The 22,144-nt window shown below is 58.8% G+C and carries 20 protein-coding genes; 7 read left to right on the forward strand and 13 right to left on the reverse strand.

Annotation, left to right across the window (positions count from 1 at the left end; all coding sequences use genetic code 11):
* Positions 1 to 56: 56 nt before the first annotated feature.
* Entirely contained in the window at positions 57 to 638 is a 582-nt protein-coding gene (locus FHR87_RS00215) for a DJ-1/PfpI family protein (protein WP_183164687.1), read from the reverse strand.
* 142 nt (positions 639 to 780) lie between these two features.
* Positions 781 to 1,944: a phospholipase D-like domain-containing protein gene (locus FHR87_RS00220; protein WP_183164688.1), complete on the reverse strand. Its 1,164-nt coding sequence runs from the start codon at positions 1,942 to 1,944 to the stop codon at positions 781 to 783.
* Positions 1,945 to 2,348: 404 nt separating this feature from the next.
* Here FHR87_RS00220 and FHR87_RS00225 point away from each other — a divergent pair, with 404 nt between their 5' ends.
* The 6 genes from FHR87_RS00225 to folX all read left to right on the forward strand — a co-directional run bounded on the left by FHR87_RS00225 (position 2,349) and on the right by folX (position 6,483).
* Positions 2,349 to 3,098 carry a GNAT family N-acetyltransferase gene (locus FHR87_RS00225; protein ID WP_183164689.1) on the forward strand — a complete coding sequence of 250 codons (750 nt, stop codon included), beginning with the start codon at positions 2,349 to 2,351 and terminating at the stop codon, positions 3,096 to 3,098.
* Between the two features lie 11 nt (positions 3,099 to 3,109).
* Positions 3,110 to 3,886, forward strand: a complete 777-nt coding sequence (locus tag FHR87_RS00230) for a lysophospholipid acyltransferase family protein (protein WP_183164690.1) — start codon at positions 3,110 to 3,112, stop codon at positions 3,884 to 3,886.
* A gap of 34 nt (positions 3,887 to 3,920) precedes the next feature.
* Complete coding sequence (locus FHR87_RS00235) at positions 3,921 to 4,490, forward strand: acyl carrier protein phosphodiesterase (RefSeq protein WP_183164691.1); 570 nt, start codon at positions 3,921 to 3,923, stop codon at positions 4,488 to 4,490.
* Positions 4,491 to 4,715: 225 nt separating this feature from the next.
* On the forward strand, positions 4,716 to 5,339 hold the full coding sequence (locus tag FHR87_RS00240; protein WP_183164692.1) for a PilZ domain-containing protein: 624 nt from the start codon (positions 4,716 to 4,718) through the stop codon (positions 5,337 to 5,339).
* Between the two features lie 39 nt (positions 5,340 to 5,378).
* The gene (gene folM, locus FHR87_RS00245) at positions 5,379 to 6,089 is read left to right on the forward strand and encodes a dihydromonapterin reductase (RefSeq protein WP_183164693.1); all 711 of its coding nucleotides are present in this window, start codon (positions 5,379 to 5,381) and stop codon (positions 6,087 to 6,089) included.
* Positions 6,090 to 6,108: 19 nt separating this feature from the next.
* On the forward strand, positions 6,109 to 6,483 hold the full coding sequence (gene folX / locus FHR87_RS00250) for a dihydroneopterin triphosphate 2'-epimerase (RefSeq protein WP_183164694.1): 375 nt from the start codon (positions 6,109 to 6,111) through the stop codon (positions 6,481 to 6,483).
* A 26-nt stretch (positions 6,484 to 6,509) separates the two neighbouring features.
* On the opposite strand, the gene FHR87_RS00255 is transcribed toward folX, so the two are convergent.
* From FHR87_RS00255 to mazG, 3 genes are all read right to left on the reverse strand, one after another.
* Positions 6,510 to 6,659, reverse strand: coding sequence for a hypothetical protein (locus tag FHR87_RS00255; RefSeq protein ID WP_183165152.1), 150 nt, complete (start codon positions 6,657 to 6,659; stop codon positions 6,510 to 6,512).
* Between the two features lie 114 nt (positions 6,660 to 6,773).
* On the reverse strand, positions 6,774 to 7,313 hold the full coding sequence (locus FHR87_RS00260) for a DUF2058 domain-containing protein (protein ID WP_183164695.1): 540 nt from the start codon (positions 7,311 to 7,313) through the stop codon (positions 6,774 to 6,776).
* A gap of 106 nt (positions 7,314 to 7,419) precedes the next feature.
* A complete protein-coding gene (mazG, locus tag FHR87_RS00265) occupies positions 7,420 to 8,247 on the reverse strand; it encodes a nucleoside triphosphate pyrophosphohydrolase (protein ID WP_183164696.1) in 828 nt (275 codons plus the stop codon).
* Positions 8,248 to 8,735: 488 nt separating this feature from the next.
* Between mazG and FHR87_RS00270 the strand changes: the two genes are divergently transcribed.
* A complete protein-coding gene (locus FHR87_RS00270) occupies positions 8,736 to 9,131 on the forward strand; it encodes a diacylglycerol kinase (RefSeq protein ID WP_183164697.1) in 396 nt (131 codons plus the stop codon).
* An 84-nt stretch (positions 9,132 to 9,215) separates the two neighbouring features.
* Here the strand turns inward: FHR87_RS00270 and FHR87_RS00275 are convergent, their stop codons facing one another.
* The 8 genes from FHR87_RS00275 to cysM all read right to left on the reverse strand — a co-directional run bounded on the left by FHR87_RS00275 (position 9,216) and on the right by cysM (position 22,109).
* Positions 9,216 to 12,353, reverse strand: a complete 3,138-nt coding sequence (locus tag FHR87_RS00275; protein ID WP_183164698.1) for an efflux RND transporter permease subunit — start codon at positions 12,351 to 12,353, stop codon at positions 9,216 to 9,218.
* Positions 12,350 to 13,552 carry an efflux RND transporter periplasmic adaptor subunit gene (locus FHR87_RS00280; protein WP_183164699.1) on the reverse strand — a complete coding sequence of 401 codons (1,203 nt, stop codon included), beginning with the start codon at positions 13,550 to 13,552 and terminating at the stop codon, positions 12,350 to 12,352. The genes FHR87_RS00275 and FHR87_RS00280 overlap by 4 nt, the downstream gene beginning before the upstream one ends.
* Complete coding sequence (locus FHR87_RS00285) at positions 13,549 to 14,928, reverse strand: efflux transporter outer membrane subunit (RefSeq protein ID WP_183164700.1); 1,380 nt, start codon at positions 14,926 to 14,928, stop codon at positions 13,549 to 13,551. Before FHR87_RS00285 ends, FHR87_RS00280 begins: the two co-directional genes overlap by 4 nt.
* A gap of 235 nt (positions 14,929 to 15,163) precedes the next feature.
* Entirely contained in the window at positions 15,164 to 16,504 is a 1,341-nt protein-coding gene (locus FHR87_RS00290) for a histidine kinase sensor domain-containing protein (RefSeq protein ID WP_183164701.1), read from the reverse strand.
* A 52-nt stretch (positions 16,505 to 16,556) separates the two neighbouring features.
* Positions 16,557 to 17,264 carry a response regulator transcription factor gene (locus tag FHR87_RS00295; protein WP_183164702.1) on the reverse strand — a complete coding sequence of 236 codons (708 nt, stop codon included), beginning with the start codon at positions 17,262 to 17,264 and terminating at the stop codon, positions 16,557 to 16,559.
* A gap of 154 nt (positions 17,265 to 17,418) precedes the next feature.
* Positions 17,419 to 19,677: a GTP diphosphokinase gene (relA, locus tag FHR87_RS00300; RefSeq protein ID WP_183164703.1), complete on the reverse strand. Its 2,259-nt coding sequence runs from the start codon at positions 19,675 to 19,677 to the stop codon at positions 17,419 to 17,421.
* An 83-nt stretch (positions 19,678 to 19,760) separates the two neighbouring features.
* A complete protein-coding gene (rlmD, locus tag FHR87_RS00305; protein WP_183164704.1) occupies positions 19,761 to 21,113 on the reverse strand; it encodes a 23S rRNA (uracil(1939)-C(5))-methyltransferase RlmD in 1,353 nt (450 codons plus the stop codon).
* Between the two features lie 93 nt (positions 21,114 to 21,206).
* Complete coding sequence (gene cysM, locus FHR87_RS00310) at positions 21,207 to 22,109, reverse strand: cysteine synthase CysM (protein WP_183164705.1); 903 nt, start codon at positions 22,107 to 22,109, stop codon at positions 21,207 to 21,209.
* Positions 22,110 to 22,144 lie beyond the last annotated feature (35 nt).

A 22,144-nucleotide genomic window follows, 5' to 3' on the forward strand; every position in this document is an offset into this window, starting at 1 on the left:
TTCTGTCTGAACGAAAAGCCCGGCCATCATGCCGGGCTTTTTCGCTGCACACTTGTTTACAGAACGATCTTGGTTCCCAACAGCGCCAGAAAACCCGCCAGCCAGGCTGGATGGGCCGGCCAGGCCGGTGCAGTCACCAAATTGCCCTGGATGTGAGCCTTGTCCATCGCGATGTCCATGTATTTACCACCCGCCAGGTTCACTTCCGGTGCGCAGGCTGGATAGGCACTGCATTCACGGCCTTCGAGAATGCCAGCGGCTGCCAGTAGCTGGGCCCCGTGACAGACCGCCGCGATCGGCTTGCGCGCCTGGTCGAAGGCACGTACCAAGGCCAGCACATCACTGTTCAGACGCAAGTATTCCGGGGCACGTCCGCCTGGGACCAGCAGGCCATCGTAGTTCTCGACCCGGGCTGCAGAAAAATCAGCATTTAGCTGAAAATTATGTCCTGGTTTCTCGCTGTAGGTCTGGTCACCCTCGAAATCGTGGATCGCCGTGCGCACGTGGTCTCCCGCTTTCTTGCCAGGGCACACCGAATGGACGATATGCCCAACCATCGATAGCGCCTGGAACGGCACCATGGTTTCGTAATCCTCTGCATAATCACCAACCAGCATCAGAATTTTCTTGGCACCCATGAGTTTTCTCCTCGTAGAACGGGTTATGAATATTGGATCAGCGGTTGTTTCTCCGATTACCTTGTCTTGTGCCCGAACAGGTTACGTCGCAACGCCCACACAACCGATGACGCTCCTCCTGCATATCGGTTGCCAAATCCGGCTACTGACGCTGATTGAACAGGCTCATCAACAGCCGGTCGAGCAATCCCCATAAACGTTGATGGATACGGCTCAGCAGTGGTCGCGCATGCCATTTCTCCAGGGTCACCTCGTGACTCAGGGCGAAATCTCGCTCGAAAGTAGCCAATGCTGCAGCGATCACCGGCGGATCGGTGGTTTCAAGATTGGCTTCAAGATTCCAAAGCAGATTCCAGTGATCGAAATTGCATGAACCCACGCTCATCCAATCGTCCACCACAACCATCTTCAAGTGAAGAAAATCCGGCAGGTATTCGTGGATACGCACGCCGGCGCGCAGCAGGCGCGGGTAAAAACGCTGACCGGCATAGCGAACCGGTGGATTATCGGTATTCTGGCTGGTCAGCAACAGGCGTACCTCGATGCCGCGATGTGCGGCACGGATCAAGGCCCGACGCACCTTGCCGGTAGGCAGAAAGTAAGGTGTGGCCAGATAGATGCGTTGTTTAGCGTGATGTAAATGCCGCAAGAGATTGTGCAGTACATCGCGATGCTGTCGTGCCGCCGAATAGGCTACTCGCCCCATACCCGGACCACCTGATGGGGACACCGGAAGCTTGGGCGTCTTGATCGGCAAGGGAAGCTGCCAGATATGCCGGCGACGGCAATAAACCCATTGCGCATCGAACAGGGCTTTCCAGTCCTGCAACAATGGCCCTTCCATCTGCACCATGACTTCATGCCAATGCTCGTCGGGTTTGTCGGGATTCCAGAATTCATCGGTGATCCCTGCCCCGCCGACGAAACCGACGCACCCATCCACCAGCAGAATCTTGCGGTGATCGCGATGCAGGTTGCGAAAACGCAGATTTATTGCCAGCGGATTGTACAAACGCAGCGCGACATTGGCATTAGTGAGCCGCTCCCGCCGGGCCTGGCCCAGCTTCAGGCTGCCGAAACCATCGAACAGGCAGCGCACACGCACGCCACGCCCGGCAGCGGCGATCAGGGCATCCACCATCGATTCGGCGCACCGGCCATCCTCCACCAGATAAAACTCCAGATCCACCCAGTATTCAGCCTTGCCGATGGCTTCGAGCATCGAAGGAAAGAACTGCGGCCCATCGACCAGCAAGCGGAATCGGTTGCCGTCGCGCCAGGGGAACACCGGCCCGGCGATGTTCATCGATTCATCCACAGTTGGCAAGGCAGAGCAACTACCTGATAAAGCAACAAAATACGGAAAAGCGACATGAATCTCCTAAGGCGAGATGACTCCCGATAAAGCTTCGAATCCAGCATCAACACGAACAACCGCCAAATATTGATGATCGCGTCACAATCAAGACAATTCCGAGAAAACCAGCGCAAGAGTTCGTCTCGCTCCACCTGGGTTTATAGACCTTTCCACGTTACAGACGCGCATCGATCACCAATCATCCGACCTGTCACCCAGCGATCACCAGTTTGTCACAAGTCTGAAATTGCCTCTGCCTAGCCTGAATCGGCAGCCGGAGATTGCCGAACGCAAGCGGCAACTCCGGTACCGCTGCCGGAATAGCCCACCCAGATGGTACAGGAACAGACAGCATGACCACCGCTCTCAGCCAGTCCCGATCACCCCGCATCCTGCAAGCCGGACGCTTGTATGGCGAACAGGCTCTGCGTGAAGCCCAGCGTCTGCGCTATCGTGTCTTCAGTACCGAATTCGAGGCTCGCCTGGACGGCACCGAAACCGGACTGGATATGGACGAATTCGATGCACACTGCCTGCACATCGGTGTGCGCGATCTTGCTTCCGGCCGCCTGGTGGCGACAACCCGCCTGCTCGACCAATCCGCCGCCCGCCGTCTCGGGCGCTTCTACAGCGAGCAGGAATTCAGCCTGCACGGCCTGGCCGGTCTCAATGCACCATTGCTCGAGGTGGGGCGCACCTGCGTCGACCCCGATTATCGCAACGGAGCGACCATCGCGGTGCTCTGGAGCACATTGGCCGAAATATTGAACGAGGGTAACTATCAGTACCTGATGGGGTGCGTCAGCATCCCCATGCGTGATGGCGGTATTCAGGCCCAGGCCATCACACAACGCCTGCGCGAACGTTATCCAACTACCGATCAGCTGCGCGCCGAACCCAGGAATCCGCTTCCACGAATGTCCCTACCCGGTAACGTCATCGCGGAAATGCCACCACTGCTCAAGGCCTATCTGCGCCTGGGCGCACGGATCTGTGGCGAGCCGTGCTGGGATGCCGAATTCCAATCCGCCGATGTGCTGATCCTGCTCCGGCGCGACGAACTGAGCCCACGCTACGCCAGGCATTTCAAAACAGCGGTCTGAAGGTACAAGTTATGCGGATAATACAGCGTTATCTAAGTTATTCGCGCCTGATCGCGCTTATGGCGGCCGGGCTGGCAATGGCAATCTGGTTCCATTGCGTAGCTTGCCTGGTTCCCGTCAGCCTCGCCCGCCGCCAGCGGGCCACTCGCTGGTTTCTTGCCCGCATGGTTGCAGCCCTGCCACTACGGGTTCAGCTAAGCGGCACACTTCCCGAGCGCCCCGCGCTCTGGCTGGCCAATCATATTTCCTGGACGGATATCCCGCTGCTCGGCCAATGGCTACCCATGTCGTTTCTCTCCAAAGACGATGTACGCCAGTGGCCAATCGCCGGCTGGCTGGCCCAGGAATCCGGTACGCTGTTTATTCGCCGGGGCAGCGGCGACCTTGAAGGGCTCCATCGTCAGCTCGCCGATTATTTGCGCCAGGGACACCCTTTGCTGATCTTTCCCGAAGGCACCACCACCGACGGTAGCCAGGTCGGCATCTTCCATTCGCGCTTGCTCTCTTGCGCCACCGCGACCGGCGTCCCCGTACAGCCTGTGGCAATTCGCTATTTGCGCCGGGGCCAGCGGGATTCCATCGCGCCATTCATCGGTGCTGACGATCTGCTCTCGCACCTCAGGCGTCTGCTTGCCCACGAGCCGGTAGATGTCGAGATTCATTTACTGCCCCTCATCGAAACGGCGGGGCGGAATCGCAGCGGTATTGCACGGGAAGCCAGGGAAGGCATAAAACAGGCTCTGCAATTCGCATCCGGGAGCGAAGAAAAGCCGAGTGTCGCCGCCTGATAGCAACCCCCCGGCGCTCTGTTATTCTTGAAACATGAACTATCTTGCTCATCTTCATCTGGCCGGTCCCCATTCCGCCGCCCAGCTCGGTGGCCTTTATGGCGATTTCATCAAAGGGCCGCTGCAAGGGCGCTGGCCTGTTGCCGTCGAAGAAGGCATCCGCCAGCATCGCCGGATCGACGCATTCACCGACAGCCATCCGCTGATAGTTGCCGCCCGTTCGCGCTTTCCTAGCGAACGGCGACGCTTCGCCGGAATCCTGCTCGATCTGTTTTTCGATCACTGCCTGGCAGCGAACTGGCAGGATTACTCGAGCGAGCCACTGGACAACTTCACCGCCCGCATCTACCACCTGCTGCAAACCCAGGCAGAGCTTCCTGGCCGCCTGAGCCATATTGCACCACGCATGGCAGCACACGACTGGCTGGGTAGCTATCGGCAGTTCGAAGTACTGGAACAGGTGCTGGTCAACACTGGACGGCGCCTATCGCGGCCACACCCGTTGGCTGAAGGTATGCGTGATCTGGAGCGCTTGTACCAACCGCTGCTTGCCGACTTCCGGGCGTTCTATCCACACTTGCAGGCCTTCGCCAGGCAGCCTTGAGCAACGGGTAAATCCATCGAGCTCAAGTCTAACACCGCAATCCCGGGCAACCGTGTCGCTGGCACGAACTGCCCCATGGCCTATCGGTGTACCAAGTGGAAATTATGGCGCATTATCGGCTCACCAAACCTGATTCCGGCATTAGCGACAGCTATCTGATCGCTGTCGAGCAGGTGACCTTGGCCAAGGACCGGCGCCCTACCTACCATCGAAGAAGAGGCGCGCATGGCAGCGAACATTGTTTCCAGCGAAGAACTGGCCTTCATCAACACCCTGATGAACAGTACGACTCAAACAGTCACACAACCTTCCCTTGGCTTTCGGATAGACGGCAACTCCCGGACAAGAACCCTGCTGGCTACCCTGGCCTGTCGCTCGACACTTTCACTAGAAGCGGAATTCGGGCGCTTTTGCCTGTCGTTTCCTCTCGAACTGAGCGAAGACGAGTTTCACAGCCAACACCTGCATATGGCTTCGCCGATCATCTACGAACATGGGCCAAGGCTGCGTGCCTGGCGCCTGCTACTGCCGCAACCACTCACCTTGCTGAACGCCGAGGGTGACGAAAGCATGCTGCGTGTGCATGAACTTTCACCTTATGGCTTGTTGGTGGACACCGTAGCGGAACAGGAACCTCCCGAACGTTTCTATCTTTACCTGCCGCTTCCGGGTGATACACCGATGCCGATTACCGCACATCGGGTACGCACGACCGAAAACGGCATGATTGCCTACGGATTCGATTTTTCCAGCGAAGAAGACGCGGAGCGCCTGCGCTGCTTTCTGTTCAGCCAACACCGGAATCTGTATCCGGAATTGCAGCCGGAGATCCCGGATGATCTCGTGTAAGCTGCCCTACTCCGATCCAGATTGTCTGGCGAATGTTCGATGAGCAATCCAGAAGCGCCCATTCTCATTACCGGTGCAGCCCAACGAATCGGACTGCACTGCGCCGAACGCCTGCTGGGCGACGGACATCCGGTGATCATCAGTTACCGTACCGAGCGCGAAAGTGTCGAGCGCTTGCGCAAACGTGGCGCTACCGCGCTGCAGGCGGATTTTTCCACAACGGATGGCATCCTGGCCTTCATCGAAGCAGTACACGCACACACCGGCCAGTTGCGCGCTATTGTCCATAACGCATCTGACTGGCTGTCCGAGAAGCCCGGCCACGAAGCCGAAACATTCCAGCAAATGTTCCAGGTCCACATGCTTGCGCCCTACCTCATCAACCTGCGGTGCGCCGAACTGCTGAAATACGGGGGTCCGGCGGATATCGTCCATATCGGCGACGATGTGACCCGCAAGGGTAGCGCGAAGCATATCGCCTACGCGGCCAGCAAGGCCGGCCTGGAAAACCTGACGCTATCCTTCGCGGCCCTGCTGGCGCCGACCATCAAGGTCAACGGAATATCCCCGGCCATGATCCAGTTCAATAGTGGCGACGATGAAGCTTATCGCCGCAAGGCACTGGCCAAATCGGTTCTCGGCCTGGAGCCAGGGCCGGAAGTGGTTTACCTGAGCCTGCGCCATCTGCTCGACAATCCGTACATTACCGGCACCCATATCACCTTGAATGGTGGCCGCCATCTGATCTGAACACCCTGAAGGAGAGGCTATGCCACGACTGGAGCCTGGAATGGCACGCATCCGCGTCAAGGATCTGAGCCTGCGCACCTATATTGGTATCAAGGAAGAAGAGATCGTCAACAAACAGGATGTGCTGATCAACCTGACCGTGATCTATCCGGCCGGCGGCGCCGTGCAGGTCAACGATATCCAGCATGCCCTGAATTACCGCACCATCACCAAGACGATCATCCAGCATGTGGAAGGCAATCGCTTCGCACTGCTCGAACGCCTGACCCAGGATATCCTCGATCTGGTCATGCAGCATCCGGCGGTGCGCTATGCCGAGGTGGAAGTGGACAAGCCACATGCCCTGCGCTTTGCCGAATCGGTATCAATCACCCTGGCTGCACACAGGGACTGATACGCCTCGCCGACCGGATGGGTGAGTCAGACAACCGGAGCGGGTGGCGGTTGATCGGGAACGGTCGGCTCACCCGGTTCGCCCGGTTGTGGCGGTACGGGTTCATGGGGTTCGCCGGGCGGATTCTGCTGCTGTACTGCGGCATACGGATGGATCGAATCACGAGTTGTCATCATGTCGCTCTCCATGAAGAACCATGGCGAGAGGGTTTGATCGCATCACGCGAAAACCATCGCCTGTAGTCATAGGAGGACATCAGCCAGAGTGAATTCCCGCGATTCGTCGGGCAATCACCACATCAAGTCGTCTGGCACCTTGTATGCTGCGTACGGGTCGTCGGCATCCGCTTCTTCGGTAGGCGTATTAAGCAGCACGATACGGCGCTCGTCACGTTCCTGGACCTTCAGCGCGGCATCGCGCGGGATGATTTCGTAACCGCCGCCATGGCGAACGATCGCCAGCGAACCGAAGGACAGCTTCTCCCGCACCATCCGGTTGACAGCCAGTCTCTTGACCTTCTTGCCATCGACGAAGTTGTAGTAATCATCGCCATCCAGCTTGGGTAACCGGCTGGCTTCGATCAATTGCTTGATCTGGGCAACACGCGCCTTCTGCTCGGCCTTTTCCTGCTGCTGCCGATTCAGTTCACGGTCGCGAGCTATTTTCTCGGTTTGTGCCTGCAACGCAGCCTGACGTTGGGAGTCGTCTTTTTCGACCTGCCCCTTGCGCTCCAGGCGTTCCTGTTTTTGCTTCTGCTTGCCGGCCTGTTTGGCCTGCTTCTCGTTGACCAGCCCGGCATTGAGCAACTGATCGCGAAGGGAAAGAGCCATGATCAACCTTTCCGTCTGTGGTTAAGGGATGAGCCGCCAGTCTGGGAAATGAACCGGACAAGTCAAGCTTTTTGACAATACGCAATCCATGAGAGGCTGTCGATGCTCATACAGAGCCTGCTTTTTCTATCTGCTTGGCCTGTTCCCAAAGCGCATCCAGCTCGTCGATCGAACAAGTCTGGAACGATATACCTTTCTCACGCAGAGTCTGTTCGATAAAGCGAAAGCGTCGCTCGAACTTGACATTGGCGGCCCGTAATGCGGTTTCCGGGTCGAGCTTGAAGTGACGGGCCAGATTGACCATCACAAACAACAGGTCACCGACCTCCTCCAGAACAGCCGCCGGGTTCCCGGCCTTCATAGCTTCTAGAATCTCGTCGAGCTCTTCCTGAACCTTGTCTATCACCGGCAGAACATCTGGCCAGTCGAATCCCACCTGGGCCGCGCGTTTCTGCAATTTGGCGGCACGCGACAGGGCCGGCAGCGCTGTGGGTACATCGTCGAGCAGTGACAATTGTTCCGGTTCGAGCGCTTTTTCCGCACGTTCCTGCGCCTTGATTTCCTCCCAACGCTGCTTGATCCGAGCCTCATCCAGGCGCGGCAAGTCCGGCTCACCATACAAATCACCATCCGGAAATACGTGCGGATGGCGACGTACCAGCTTGCGAGTGATGCTATCGACCACAGTGGCAAAATCGAAGCGCCCTTCCTCCTGCGCCAGTTGGCTGTAGTAGACGACCTGAAACAGGAGATCCCCAAGCTCGCCGGGCAAATGCTCGAAATCGGCTCGTTCGATGGCATCAGCCACTTCGTAGGCCTCCTCGAGGGTATGCGCCACGATACTGGCGTAATCCTGTTTCAGATCCCAAGGACAACCGTGCTGCGGATCGCGCAGGCGAGCCATGAGATGAAGCAAATCGTCGAGTTGATACATAAAGCCCCCAAGTTCGGCTGCAGCAAGCAGGCCCCAGGCCTGTTAACATTTCGTCGCAAGCTGCGTTGCTGCGGCAAATGGCGCTAGGCCTGAATGGTTAATGGATTGACTCGAGTTCGGCTGGCTGAGGCTTCGAGGCCAGGCGCCGCGACGAGCCATAACAGGGCCATGACGAGCAGTGGCAACGCCATATCGGCGTCTCGGGTGCCAAAATCGAGCAATCGAACCAACTACACAGGCCACCAGGCAAGGTTCGAAGAAAGCAGCTTGGTCGTTTTCCAGATGAACGGCGAATAACGCCGGCCTGCGCCAGGCGGATCTCCGTCACAGCCGTGCCGGAACCTCAACAGGCTCTTACATTTTTACCGATATGATCACGACGATACAGTGACCAGCGCCAATAACACCCTGAGCAATCTGCTACCAATTGCCGCCAGCCCCCCTATGTATCGTGAGACACTAAACGCTCTATGTAGGGCACCCACGGCATGAATACTGAACCGATCGATTGCAAAGCAGACACCCAAGCCTTCAAGGGTCGCTCGGGCCTGGGGCGAATTGTCCACGCGACGCGCTATTCCATGGCCGGGCTCAAGGCCGCTTATGCCGGGGAAGCGGCTTTCCGCCAATTGCTGCTGTTGAACCTGATGCTGATTCCACTCGCTTGTCTGCTCGATGTGAGCAGGAGCGAACGGGCCATACTGATCATGGTGGCAATCCTGGCGCTAATTGTAGAGTTGCTCAACTCGGCAATCGAAGCTGCAATCGACCGCATATCCCTGGCCCTTCATCCGTTGTCCAAGTGCGCCAAGGATATGGGCAGTGCCGCCCAGTTCCTGGCCCTGATCCTCATTGTGGTGGTCTGGGCGGTCATTCTCCTGTGACGAACTCCGCTTCAACGCGCACTGTTTCAACCGCGCGGCCCTGGCCCGCAAGCACTTGAACACGCTCATTGGAACCTTCATTCATTAGCGCCTTGTCATGGGCGCTTGCAAGTCCAGCGTGACATCACCTGGCGCCGGTACCGGCCGAATCTGGCTGGGCGTATGCGATGCTGGCTGAGCTCGTCGTCTGCGCTCAAACCAGAGATAAGTCACCGGTGTGGTATAGAGCGTCAGCAATTGCGAAAAAGCCAGACCGCCCACGATAGCGATGCCCAACGGTTGCCGCAGTTCTGAACCGGCACCATGACCAAAGGCCAGAGGGATAGCGCCCAGTAAGGCCGCCAGCGAGGTCATCAGAATCGGCCGCAGCCGCAGCAGACAAGCTTCACGCACCGCTTCGTGCGCCGACAATCCCTGCTTTTGCGCGTCCAGGGTGAAGTCGACAATCATGATCGCGTTCTTCTTGACGATGCCGATCAACAAGATGATGCCGATCATACCCAGCACCGAAAGATCCAGCCTGGCAGCCAGCAGTGCCAGCAACGCGCCGAAACCTGCAGAAGGCAGGGTCGAAATAATGGTCAGCGGATGGATGGCGCTCTCATAGAGCACGCCCAGCACGATATACACCGTGAGGATCGCCGCCAGAATCAGCCAGGGCTGTGATTTGAGCGACTCCTGAAAGGCCTGGGCCGTCCCCTGGAAGCTACCGATGAGGCTATCCGGCATCCCGACTTCCAACGCGGCGCGCTGAATGGCATCGACCGCATCGCTGAGTGCCTGGCCGGGCGCCAGATCGAAGGACAAGGTGATAGCCGGGAACGCGCCCTGATGGTTGATGATGATCGGTGCAAGTTCCTGGCGCACGCTGGCAACCAGATTCAGCGGCACGAGGCGGCCGTTATCGGCCCGCACATACAGGTGCCGCAGCGATTCGAGGGACAGCTGCCACCTTGGATCGAGTTCGAGAATGACGTGATTCTGGTCCAATTGGGTGAACATTGTCGCAATCTGCCGCTGGCCGAAGGCATCGTAAAGCACATCGTCGATAGCCTGGACCGTGACGCCCAGCCGCGCGGCTGTCGCCCGGTCGATCACCAGGGTCGCCTGGGGCGCCGAGCTTTGCTGGTCCGAGGTGACGTGCTGCACTTGCGGCAAGGTTTTCAGTTTGGCCAGCAGTATCGTGCTCCAATGGCTCAGCTGCGCGCTATCCGGATCTTGCAGGGTGTACTGGTACTGCGTCTTGCTGACCCGGCCGCCCAGTTGGATATCCTGGATGGGTGAGAGGAACAGCCTGATACCGGGAACCCGCTCCAACGGCTGTTGTAGGCGTGCGATCACTTGCTGGGCACTTTCGCTTCGCTCGCTGAACGGCTTGAGATTGACGATAACCCGGCCCTGGCTGATCGTCGGGCTCGGGCCGATCCAGAAATACGCCTTGGCCACCGCCGGGTCCTGGCTCACGATGTCGACCAGTTGGGCAACCTTGTCGCGCATCGCGCGTGGAGAGATATCCGCTGCCGCTTCAGCGACGCCCTGGATCAAGCCAGTGTCCTGTTGCGGGAAAAAACCTTTGGGGATCTGGAGATACAACACAGCCGTCGCCACGAACGTCGCCATGGCCACCGCCAGAGTCAAGCGCTGGTGCCCGAGTACCCAATCGAGCGTGCGACCATAGCCTCGCTGCAAGCTCGTGAGAACGTACTCGCAGCCCCGCACAAATGGGCCTGCCGGCGTGCCGGCCTCGTGCTTGAGCAGCCAGGCGCACAGCATCGGCGTGATCGTCAGGGATACCAGGCAGGACACCAGGATCGCAACGCTTACGGTCACGGCAAATTCGCGCATCAGCCGCCCGACGATCCCCCCCATGAGTAGCAAGGGCAGGAATACCGCAATCAGGGAAATCGTCATGGAAATGATGGTGAAGGCGACTTCGCGCAATCCGTCGGCAGCCGCCTGCAGCCGGGATTTCCCCATTTCCAGGTGGCGGACAATGTTTTCCATGACCACGATGGCATCGTCGACCACGAAGCCCACGGCGATGGCCAGGCCCATGAGCGACAGGTTGTCGAGACTGTAATCGAGCCCATACATCACGATGAAAGTCCCCACCAGCGACAACGGAATGGTCAGGGTCGGAATCAAGGTAGCCGTGGCGTTTTGCAGGAAGAGAAAGATCACGATCACGACCAGCACGATGGATAACACCAGCGTGAACTGCACATCGTCTACCGATGCCTCGATGGTCTGAGTGCGGTCGCCGATGACCTGTACCTGAACATCGCGGGGTAAGGACGCCGTCATCGCTGGCAGTTTTGCCTTGATCGTGGCGATGGTTTCGAGGACGTTGAAGCCCGGCTGCTTGTGGATATCGACGATAATGGTCGGCTGGCCATCGATACCGGCTGCCTGTTGAACATCCTCCGCCCCCTCGATGACCTTGCCGAGATCGCCCAGTTTGATAGGGACGCCATTGCGGTAGGCGATTACCTGATCGCGGTATTGTTGCGGGGTCAGCAACTGGTCGGTGGTATCCAGGGTGACTGAACGCCATTCTCCATCCAGCCTGCCCTTGGGAGGAGCCTGGGTGCTTACGTTTATGACGCGGCGAATATCCTCCAGCGTCAGTTCCCGGGCCGCCAATGCATCCGGGTCGATCTGGATCCGCACAGCCGGTTTCTGTTCACCGTGGAAATCCACCTGACCGACGCCCGGGATCTGCGACAACTGCTGGGCCAGGTAATTGTCCGCATAGCGATTGAGTTCCGGCAGCGTGCGCGTTGGCGAAGTCAGGGCGAGTGAGAGTACGGTGGCTTCGGCCGGATTGACCTCACGGAAAGTCGGGGCGCTGGTCATGGTTTTGGGCAGGTTGGGGATAGCGGTGTTGATCGCCGCCTGCACATCCTGCGCCGCACTGTCGATATCGCGCGACAGGTCGAATTGCAAGGCGATCTGGGTCTTGCCCGCCGCACTGGTCGAATTCATCGACGCCACCTGTGGCACGCTGGACAGTGCCCGCTCCAAAGGCGTCGCTACCGAGGTGGCCATGGTTTCGGCGCTGGCGCCTGAAAGCTTGGCAGTGATCTGGATAGTGGGAAAATCCACTGTCGGCAACGCGGCGACCGGCAGTTGGAAATAGGCGAAAGTGCCCAGCAGCATGACTCCCAGCGCCAACAGGCCGAGGCCGACTCGGCGGCGGATCAAGCCGGTCAACCCATTCATGGCGCAGTCTCCCTGTTGGTGGCCACCACTGTATGCGGATCGCTGTCGTGATCCGGCTGTACGGAGGAAACCCTGATGCCCGGGGCGATACGGTACTGCCCCTGGGCCACGACGGTTTCGCCCGGTTGCAGGCCGGCGACGATCCATTGCAGTCCATCGACGTTGGCAGCCGTGCGTACGAGCCGCGGTTGTACTTGCTGTCCGGCATCGACCACATAGACAAAGGAACCCTCGCGGCCCTGTTGCACGGCGGAGGCCGGAATCACAGTAGCGGCACGCTCGGTATGCAACAGCAGGCGCACGCTGACCAATTGGCCCGGCCAGAGTTGCTGCTTGCCGTTCTCGAATTGTGCCTTGAGCTGGATTTGCCCGGTGGCCGTAGCGACCTGGTTATCAATAAAGCTCAGTTGCCCAGTAGCGATCTGCTTGCTGCCATCGCGGGTCAGAGCGACAACCTGAAGGGACTGGCGGGTATTTTCCTCGATAATCTGCGCCAGATCGTCCTGGGATACCGAAAAAGCCACCGAAATGGGATCGATCTGGGTAATGGTTACCAGCCCGGTAGCATCGGAACCATGGACGATCGAACCGACATCCAGCAAGCGTCGCCCGGTGCGGCCGGTCAGCGGCGCGGTGATGCGCGTAAAACTCAGTTGCAGACGCGCATTATCGAGCGCGGCCTGATCAGCTTGGACCGTGGCGCGCTGGGCGGCGAGTTGGGCCCGGTAGGTATCGACATCCTGCGTGGGTCCGGCCTTGGCCGCTGCCAGCTTGGTGGCCCGGTCCAGGCTGACGCGCAGATTCGTCAGTTGCGCCCGATCCCGCGCCAGCATGGCCTCGGTCTGAGCCACCTGGGCCTGGTAAAAACGCGGATCGATCTGCGCCAAGAGGCTGCCCGCCTCCACCATATGGCCCTCACTGAACAGAACCTTCTGCAACTGCCCATCGGTACGAACCCGCACATTCACACTATTGATCGGTTCGACATTGCCGATTGCATCGAGCCAGATCTGCAGGTCCTCTTGCCGGACCGCTTGCGTTACCACCGGGACCACCCTGTCATCGGGACGAGCCGGTGCGGCGGTCGCACCACCTGGCCTGTAGGCGTGAATCAGTAGCGCAGCGCCGAGCAGAGCGAGCACCGATACGGCAAGTCGCACGTAACGGCGAGAAGGCGCAGCGTGGAGAACACCGTTCATGGATCAATATCCTTAACGACAGAGGATGTAGAGGAGACGGTAGTGGCGGCGCTGGCGGTGGGCGTGAAATCCCCGCCCAGGGCTCTGAACAAGCCGACGGCCGACTGTAGATATTGCAGGTGAACCTGCAACAGGCTGTCTTCAGCCTGATACCGGGAACGCTCGGCGATCAGCAGCGTCTGGAAATCGCTGGCACCGAGCCGATAACGAATCTGGGCCAGTCGCGCCGCCTCGCGGGCCGAGTCAACGGCTGCCCGGTGGATAGTGTAGGCCTGGCTCAACTGTTGAGTAGCACTGAGCTGGGTTTCAACGTCCTGCAAGGCTTCGATGACCGACTCGCGGTAGCTGGCCATCAGTTCCTGTACATGAGCCCGGTCAGCGTGTAGCTGGCCTGTGAGCAGCCCCCCCATGAATACAGGCTGGCTCAGTATTCCCATCACACTCCATATCGGGCTATTTCCCAACGTGTCGACACCACGCAGCAAATCCAGCGACACATTGGGCAAAAACGCGGCACGCGCGACGCCGACATCGAAATGAGCGGATTGCAACCTTGCCTCGGCCGCCAGGATGTCGGGACGTTGGCGCAGCAGAGCGATGGGTAGACCGACGTCTGGTTTTGGCATCCGGATACCGCCAAGTCCGCTCTGCTCGAGTCGAAAGCCTTCCGGCACCGCACCGACCAGTATTGCCAGTTGGAATAACGCCTGATTACGCAACTGGGCCAGCCATGGCACTGCAGCGGCAAACGTCTGCTGAACATTGCGCTGCTGTTCGATTTCGAGGTTGGAGGATGCCCCCAGACTGGCGTGTACCTGAATCAGCTTGAGCACCTGCTGTGCATCGGCGGCAATCGATTGTGCCAGATGCAGCCGCTCCTCCAAGGACAGCACCAGAAAATAGGTATCGGCAATACTGGCGCCGACAGTCATGCGCAAGGTCTGGGCGTCGTAGCTGCTTGCCTGGACCAGAGCCTTCGCCGAGCCGGTTGCCGCCCGGTGTTTGCCCCAGAAATCCGCTTCATAGGTGGTTTCAGCGAAGACGCTGCGTTTTTTGCGGGTCGAGTAATTATTCTGCTTCTGGTAGAGGCCGCCCAGAGACACGCTCGGCCATTGTCCGGCCTGCACCACATCGGTGATTGCACGAGCCTGCTCAATGCGGCTGGCCGCCGCCTGCAAGGTATAGTTCTGCGTCAGCCCCCGAGTGATCAGGCTATCGAGTTCGGTGCTGTGAAATTCGCGCCACCACTGCCCACCCGCCACCGGTTGTGCTGGCAATGACTCATTGCCCGTCCAGTTCGAGGCAAGTGGCAATTCGGGCTGGTGATAGGTCGGTACCAGCGTACATCCCCCCAACATGGCCATAAAAGCGAGCATTGCTCGCCGAACCAGACCAAACGAGGCAAACCTCTGTCTCGGGCCAGGAAGTATTGTTAAAGCTGACATCCAGGAATTTCTCCACGAACCTGCGTGGCTGGGTGCCACCGTGAACGCAGCGAATTAAACAGCGAAGCGCCCTGCAGAGCATTCTCCTGAACTTAAAAAATATTTCAGGTAAGCCCACCGGCGCAGGAAGTAAATGGCGGTTTTGCATTACCAGACAGAGTTCATTTCATGCCTGCTCTAAAGACTGTAAACGCAAGACCAGCCGCAAGCCTGGGTGCGCATTTTCGGCCCACATTTCCCCCTCCTGCAGACGAATCATGCGCTGGGCGATCGCCAATCCCAAGCCAAACCCATCATCACCCGGTCTGGCCTCATTGAGGCGTGTGAATGGCCGGAAGATCAAGTCCAGCTCATGCTCGGCGACACCTGGTCCCCGATCTTCGATCCAAAGCAGCCAGTGTTGATTGGCTCGCCGACCTACCAAGTGGATTACCCCATTTTCCGGCGAATAGCGAATCGCATTGCGCAGAATATTTTCCATCGCCCTGGCCAAGCTGTTCAGGTGCCCCAGGACGTGGCAATTGGCCGGCAGATCGCAGGGAAAGCGTTCGGCACTCCACCCCGTTTCAAAACAGGCATCCTCACGCAGTAATTCCCACAAGGCCTCGACACTCACCGACTCCAGCGCAGGGCTTGGCCGTTCGGCATCCATCCAGGCCAGTTCCAGCGTGCTGTCGACCAGATCACGCATAACCTTGATTTCGCGGCGGACTCTACCTTGATAATCCGCGTGGCTCAGATTGCTTTCGCATGCCACTTGCAAGCGACTCAGCGGCGTGCGCAGCTCATGTGATAGGTCGCGCAGCATCTGGCGTTGCAGGAATACCGATTCCTGCATCCGCTCGGTCATGTGCTGCAAGGCACGCCCCAGTTCTCCCATTTCATCTTTACGGCGGATGACTTCAGGAGCCAGACGGGCAGCGAATTGCCCTGCGCGTACCGCATCCGCCTGCTTACACAGGCGCGCCAGTGGCGAAATCAAAACCCGATACAGGCCGACACAAAATAATAAGGCGAGCAAGGCAGGAATAACGAACTGCACCAGAGCGACCAGCATAGCCGTATAGCGCCAGGGCCGGTAACGCTCCGGCAAACGTATCGCCAACCTTCCGCTTCCATCGGCGAACGGCACGCCAATGATCGGCAGCCCGACGCCCCGCCGACTCATGGGGCCGTCGAGATGGCGCATGCGAATCAGGTTTTCGCGCCCTTTTGCATCAAGAGCCTGGCTGGACAAGGTTTGCAGGTTCTTGTCCAGCAAGGTACTCCAGCCGGGTTCGCGAGCTTGTAACGCCAGGAGAAAGGCATCGACCGCAGCCGGCCCTTCGAGAGCGGCCTGCCGCCCTTCTTCGGCATATTCCTTCAGTACCTGCTGGGCTTCAGCGGAAAGATAGGATGTTTCCAGCTCGATGCGGCGGGTCCAAAAACCACTCAGCGAAATCACCAGTAGACAAAAGGCGATCAACAACGCAGCGAGTTTCCAAAATAACGAATGGCGGTGAGGCACTTGAGATAGTCTCGCAGCAGGTGACGATTCTCGCTAATGCCCCGATTGTGCCTTATTCGTCCTGCAGGCTCAGCAAATATCCTTTGCCCCAGACGGCCTCCAAGCGAACACAGCGATTACCAGCCTTGGTCAGCTTGCGGCGAATATTGCTCACATGCATATCCAGGCTGCGGTCATGCCGCGAATAACCACGCCGCAACACTTGTTGGTATAGAAAAGGCTTGCTCAACACCTCACCGGTATGTTGCGCAAACAATTCCAGCAAGCGGTATTCGGTAGGAGTCAACCCGACCCAATTGCCGTTGTAAAACACGTCACAGCGGGCATCCTCCAATATCAGCGGAAAATCGCTACGCGGCGGAGACTGTTCGCGTTCGTAAGCGACCCGGCGGAAAATGGCTTCAATGCGGACCTGTAGCTCGCTCATGCTGAAAGGCTTGGGCAGATAGTCATCGGCCCCCTGACTGAACCCCGTGATGCGATCCTGCTCATCACCCAACGCCGACATCAAAATGATCGGAACCCGCTCATACCGGCGTAGCCGGGCAAGGACTTCGAGTCCGCTGATTCCCGGTAGCAGGATATCCAGCAGGATCAGGTCAAAATCACCCTGCCTGGTCAGCACCAATGAGAGCCCGTCAAGCCCATCGTTACAGTGAGTCACGTTAAATCCCTGGCGCCCGAGATGATCGTTCAAGTGGGCGCTCAACAAAGGATCGTCTTCTATAGCCAGAATCTGCCGGTCACTGTAGGGAGGCATCGATCATGCTCCAAGAGTTAATGAGAAGAATTCTATTTCAATTCCTTCACATTTGTAGCCTCTGGATACACTTCGAATAACTTTATAAGGCTGCTAATTATTAGCCTGAATATATTAAAAAGGCCCAGGGACAGGCCTTTCAGTGAATCGACCCTCAGGAGGCCGTACGATGTCGACGAGCGTCGATGATGTTGGGTAGCTGGGAGATTCTTCCCAGCAGGCGACCCAATGCATCCAACCCCGGAATTTCGATGGTCAAGGCCATGGTCGCGGTACTGTCTTCCTTGTTCGATTGGGTATTCACCGTGATCACGTTGATTTTTTCGTTGAGCAGCACCTGCGAAATGTCTCGCAGCAGGCCGGCACGGTCGTAGGCGCGAATGAAGATTTCCACGGGATACGTCTTCTCCGGCACCGGCCCCCAGTTGACCTGGATCATCCGCTCTGGCTCGCGGCCAGCCAGTTGCAGCGCATTGGCACAATCCTGGCGATGGATGGTGACACCGCGCCCCAACGTGATGTAGCCGACGATCGGATCACCCGGCAGCGGCTGGCAGCAGCGAGCAATCTGCGTGAGCAAATTACCGACACCCTGGATCTGGATATCATCACGCCTGCCAGGCCGTGAGGTAGTAGTGGTCGACGATCTGCGTGGAATGAACTCGAATTGATCGGTGCCGCGCTCCGCTGGCTCGACCAACTGCTGCGCCAGATTCACGACATGCGTCAGGCGCAAGTCCGCCGCACCAAGGGCGGCAAAAAGATCCTCGGCAGTTTTCAGGTTGGCCTTTTCCGCCAGCCGCTCGTAATCCACCGATGGCGTATCCAGCCGCGCCAGTTCACGCTCCAGCATGATCTTGCCGGCTGCCACGTTCTGGTCGCGGGCCTGCAGTTTGAACCAGTGGACGATTTTCGCCCGCGCACGCGAAGTGGTGACATAGCCCAGGTTGGAGTTGAGCCAGTCGCGACTGGGCGTGCCCTGCTTGCTGGCGATAATCTCGACCTGCTCACCGGTTTGCAGACTATAGCTCAGCGGTACGATGCGGCCGTTGACCTTGGCGCCACGGCAGCCATGGCCGATTTCGGTATGCACGCGATAGGCGAAATCCAGCGGCGTTGCTCCCTTCGGCAGATCGATGGCGTGTCCGTCCGGGGTGAAGACATAGACCCGGTCCGGCTCGATATCCACGCGCAGTTGCTCGGCCAATCCGCCGATATCGCCCAACTCCTCGTGCCATTCCAGAACCTGCCGCAGCCAGGAAATCTTCTCTTCATAATGAGATGGCCCGTTACTGACGTCTGCGCCCTTGTAACGCCAGTGCGCGCAGACGCCCAGTTCGGCCTCCTCGTGCATGTCGTGGGTACGAATCTGCACTTCGAGAACCTTGCCTTCCGGGCCGATCACCGCGGTATGCAGCGAGCGATAGCCGTTTTCCTTGGGGTTGGCGATATAGTCGTCGAATTCCTTGGGAATATGCCGCCAGAGCGAGTGCACAGTACCAAGCGTGGTGTAGCAATCACGCACCTCCGGCACCATCACGCGCACGGCCCGCACATCGTGGATCTGGCTGAATTGCAGGCCCTTCTTCTGCATTTTCCGCCAGATCGAATAGATATGCTTGGCCCGTCCCTTGACCTCTGCCTTGATATCGCTGTCGGCAAGCGCATTCTTGAGCTGCTGGACGACATGGGTAATGTACAGATCGCGATCCACCCGCCGCTCGTGCAGCAAGTTGGCAATCTGCTTGTACTGCTCCGGCTCCAGGTAGCGGAAGGACACGTCCTCCAGTTCCCACTTGATATGACCGATTCCGAGGCGATGGGCCAGCGGCGCATAGATATCGAAAACTTCACGCGCGACCTTGCGCCGCCGCTCGCCACTGGCGTTCTTCACCGCGCGGATGGCGCAAGTGCGTTCGGCCAGCTTGATCAGCGCCACGCGCACATCGTCGACCATCGCAATCAACATCTTACGCAGGTTTTCCACCTGGACCTGAGTACCCAACACCAGGGATTCACGCGGATTCAGGCTGGCGCTGATCGCGGCCATGCGCAACACGCCTTCGATCAGCTTGCCGACCACCGGACCGAAACGCTGGCGCACATCGGCCAGGGTGATCTTGTCCTCGCGGACGCTGCGATAGAGCACAGCCGCCACCAGGCTGTCCTGATCGAGCTTGAGGCTGGCAAGGATCTCGGCAATTTCGAGTCCGATGATATGGCTGCTCGCACCATTGCCCCAGGAGCCTTCCGGCGTCTTCACGCGCTCATCGGCACTGCGGGCATATTCACAGGCTTCCAGGAGTACCTTGCGATCCAGTGCTGGGACCATTGTCTGTAGGTGATCGAGCCAACGACCGAGGTCGATGCTGCCATCGGTATTGACCGGTTGAGGCGATCTAACCTGTACCATCTACTTCTTCCTCTGCACAAATCTTGTGCGAAAAACGTCGAAAAACCGATAAAGCCGATATATCAAGCGGTCAACCGACAATTTCAATCTTTCTTGAACAAAGCCATTGCCTCGACATGCGCGGTCTGGGGAAACATGTCCAGCACACCGGCCCGTTCAAGACGATAGCCCTGGCGATTCAATTCAGCCGCATCACGCGCCAGAGTCGCTGGATTGCAGGATATGTACAGCACCCGCTGCGCGCCCAGGGCTTGCATCTGCCGCACTACCGCCAACGCACCGTCGCGCGGCGGATCCAGCACAACCGCAGGGAAGCCGCCAGCCGCCCACGGCATCCGGACAAGCGAGTTCGACAGATCGGCCTGATGAAAGTGCGCCATCTTCAGCCCATTATCCTCCGCATTGAGACGCGCCCGGGCCACCATCGCCTCGACTCCTTCGACTCCGACTACTGCCTGCGCCCGACGTGCTAGCGGCAAGGCGAAATTCCCCAGGCCGCAAAACAGATCGAGGATACGTTCGTCCGGCTGCGGTGCCAGCCAGGCGAGCGCCTGGGAAACCATCGCCAGATTCACCGACTCGTTGACCTGGACAAAATCGCCAGGCCGGTAATTTACCTCGAGCCCCCATGGATCGAGGCGATATGCCAGCTTCTGCCGGGGATCGGCCGGCTCCGGTTCACCTTCATCCTGCAACCAGAGCTGTACGCCCCGCTCGTGACAGAATACCGCCATGCGCTTGGCATCGCTTTGCGCCAATGGCCCCAGATGACGCACAAGGAGCGCATCCGCAGTACCGCTGAACAGCTCTACATGACCAATGGAACGGGGCCTGTCGAAGCCCTGCAGAAACCTCGGCAGATCGGGAAACAACCTACGCAAGGATTGAACCAGTACGGGACATTGCTCGATCGGCACAATCGCCTGACTGGCGGCCGCGCGGAATCCTACGGCCAAGCGCCTGGAATTGGCATCCCAGCGCACAGCCAGACGCGCCCGCCGCCGGTATCCCCATTCCGGGCCTGTCAACGGCGCTGCCCAAACGTTCGGTGCCAGATCGGCAAGCCGAGCTAATTGCTCGGCCAAAGAGCGCTGTTTCAAGACCAGTTGATCAGCCTGCGAGACATGCTGCAGGCTGCAACCACCGCACTCCCGTGCATGCGGACAGGCTTCTTCACGGCGTGCCGGGCTGGCGGAAAATACCTGCTCGCAACGGGCTTCGACGATCTTGCCGCGAGCCCCCAGAACCCTGGCTTCGACCTGCTCGTCCGGCAACGCACCGGCAACGAACCAGCTACGCCCTTCGAGAAACGCGATACCGCGCCCGTCATGGGCCAGGCGTTCGATCACCAACCGCTGCTTCTTGCCGACCGGCACCTGGATGGCGCGCTCGCCGCTGCCAGGCTGGAAACGCAAAGCGGAGGTCCGTTTAGCCATGCTCGACACCTGCGAAAAAGTGGTTCGCAACGCTCCTCGGGGCGAGAGAGGGCTGCACGACGATGAATCCGCTACCTGGAACGAAGCCCAGCTCTACCGACTCGACTCGAAGACGCCCGTAGACAGATAACGGTCGCCGCGATCGCAGATGATCGCCACGATCACCGCATTTTCAAGCTCGCGCGACAGACGCAGCGAGGCCGCTACCGCGCCGCCCGACGACACGCCACAGAAGATGCCCTCTTCCCGGGCCAGACGACGCATGGTTTCCTCGGCTTCGGCCTGGGACATATCGACGACCTGATCGACCCGCTCCGACTGATAGATCTTCGGCAGATATTCCTGCGGCCAGCGCCGGATGCCGGGAATCGCTGCGCCTTCCATCGGCTGCAGGCCGACGATCCTGATCGCGGGGTTTTGCTCCTTGAGATAACGCGAGACGCCCATGATGGTTCCAGTCGTGCCCATGGAGCTGACGAAATGGGTAATGCTGCCGCCAGTCTGCCGCCAGATTTCCGGGCCGGTGCCCTGGTAGTGCGCTTCGGGATTATCGCCATTGGCAAACTGGTCAAGCACTTTGCCCCGCCCTTCGGACTGCATCTTCAATGCCAGGTCCCGGGCGCCCTCCATGCCCTCTTCCTTGCTGACCAGGATCAGTTCAGCACCATAAGCGGTCATCGATACTTTGCGCTCGGCGCTGGAATTGTCGGGCATGATCAGGATCATCCGGTAGCCCTTGATCGCCGCTGCCATGGCCAGCGCGATTCCGGTATTGCCGGACGTGGCTTCGATCAAGGTATCGCCCGGCTGGATATCGCCGCGCAATTCGGCGCGGCTGATCATCGACAGGGCCGGACGATCCTTCACCGAGCCCGCCGGATTATTGCCTTCGAGCTTGACCAGCAGCGTGTTGCTGGTCTCGCCTGGCAAGCGTTGCAGACGAACCAGTGGCGTGTTGCCAATGCACTCGGCGACGGTCGGATATTGGATAGTCATGGCAGCTCGGTCCTGGCAATGAAGCTATACATCAT

Origin of the sequence: Azomonas macrocytogenes (assembly GCF_014191985.1) — a bacterium.
Taxonomy (GTDB): domain Bacteria; phylum Pseudomonadota; class Gammaproteobacteria; order Pseudomonadales; family Pseudomonadaceae; genus Azomonas; species Azomonas macrocytogenes.

Coding starts and splice junctions, on each gene's coding strand:
- rlmD (WP_183164704.1), bottom strand. CDS start 21,113: ATGGCTAAACGGACCTCCGCTTTGCGTTTCCAGCCTGGCAGCGGCGAG.
- FHR87_RS00230 (WP_183164690.1), top strand. CDS start 3,110: ATGCGGATAATACAGCGTTATCTAAGTTATTCGCGCCTGATCGCGCTT.
- FHR87_RS00275 (WP_183164698.1), bottom strand. CDS start 12,353: ATGAATGGGTTGACCGGCTTGATCCGCCGCCGAGTCGGCCTCGGCCTG.
- folM (WP_183164693.1), top strand. CDS start 5,379: ATGAGCAATCCAGAAGCGCCCATTCTCATTACCGGTGCAGCCCAACGA.
- FHR87_RS00295 (WP_183164702.1), bottom strand. CDS start 17,264: ATGCCTCCCTACAGTGACCGGCAGATTCTGGCTATAGAAGACGATCCT.
- FHR87_RS00240 (WP_183164692.1), top strand. CDS start 4,716: ATGGCAGCGAACATTGTTTCCAGCGAAGAACTGGCCTTCATCAACACC.
- folX (WP_183164694.1), top strand. CDS start 6,109: ATGCCACGACTGGAGCCTGGAATGGCACGCATCCGCGTCAAGGATCTG.
- cysM (WP_183164705.1), bottom strand. CDS start 22,109: ATGACTATCCAATATCCGACCGTCGCCGAGTGCATTGGCAACACGCCA.
- FHR87_RS00220 (WP_183164688.1), bottom strand. CDS start 1,944: ATGAACATCGCCGGGCCGGTGTTCCCCTGGCGCGACGGCAACCGATTC.
- FHR87_RS00255 (WP_183165152.1), bottom strand. CDS start 6,659: ATGATGACAACTCGTGATTCGATCCATCCGTATGCCGCAGTACAGCAG.
- FHR87_RS00280 (WP_183164699.1), bottom strand. CDS start 13,552: ATGAACGGTGTTCTCCACGCTGCGCCTTCTCGCCGTTACGTGCGACTT.
- FHR87_RS00225 (WP_183164689.1), top strand. CDS start 2,349: ATGACCACCGCTCTCAGCCAGTCCCGATCACCCCGCATCCTGCAAGCC.
- FHR87_RS00215 (WP_183164687.1), bottom strand. CDS start 638: ATGGGTGCCAAGAAAATTCTGATGCTGGTTGGTGATTATGCAGAGGAT.
- FHR87_RS00270 (WP_183164697.1), top strand. CDS start 8,736: ATGAATACTGAACCGATCGATTGCAAAGCAGACACCCAAGCCTTCAAG.
- FHR87_RS00285 (WP_183164700.1), bottom strand. CDS start 14,928: ATGCTCGCTTTTATGGCCATGTTGGGGGGATGTACGCTGGTACCGACC.
- FHR87_RS00235 (WP_183164691.1), top strand. CDS start 3,921: ATGAACTATCTTGCTCATCTTCATCTGGCCGGTCCCCATTCCGCCGCC.
- mazG (WP_183164696.1), bottom strand. CDS start 8,247: ATGTATCAACTCGACGATTTGCTTCATCTCATGGCTCGCCTGCGCGAT.
- FHR87_RS00260 (WP_183164695.1), bottom strand. CDS start 7,313: ATGGCTCTTTCCCTTCGCGATCAGTTGCTCAATGCCGGGCTGGTCAAC.
- relA (WP_183164703.1), bottom strand. CDS start 19,677: ATGGTACAGGTTAGATCGCCTCAACCGGTCAATACCGATGGCAGCATC.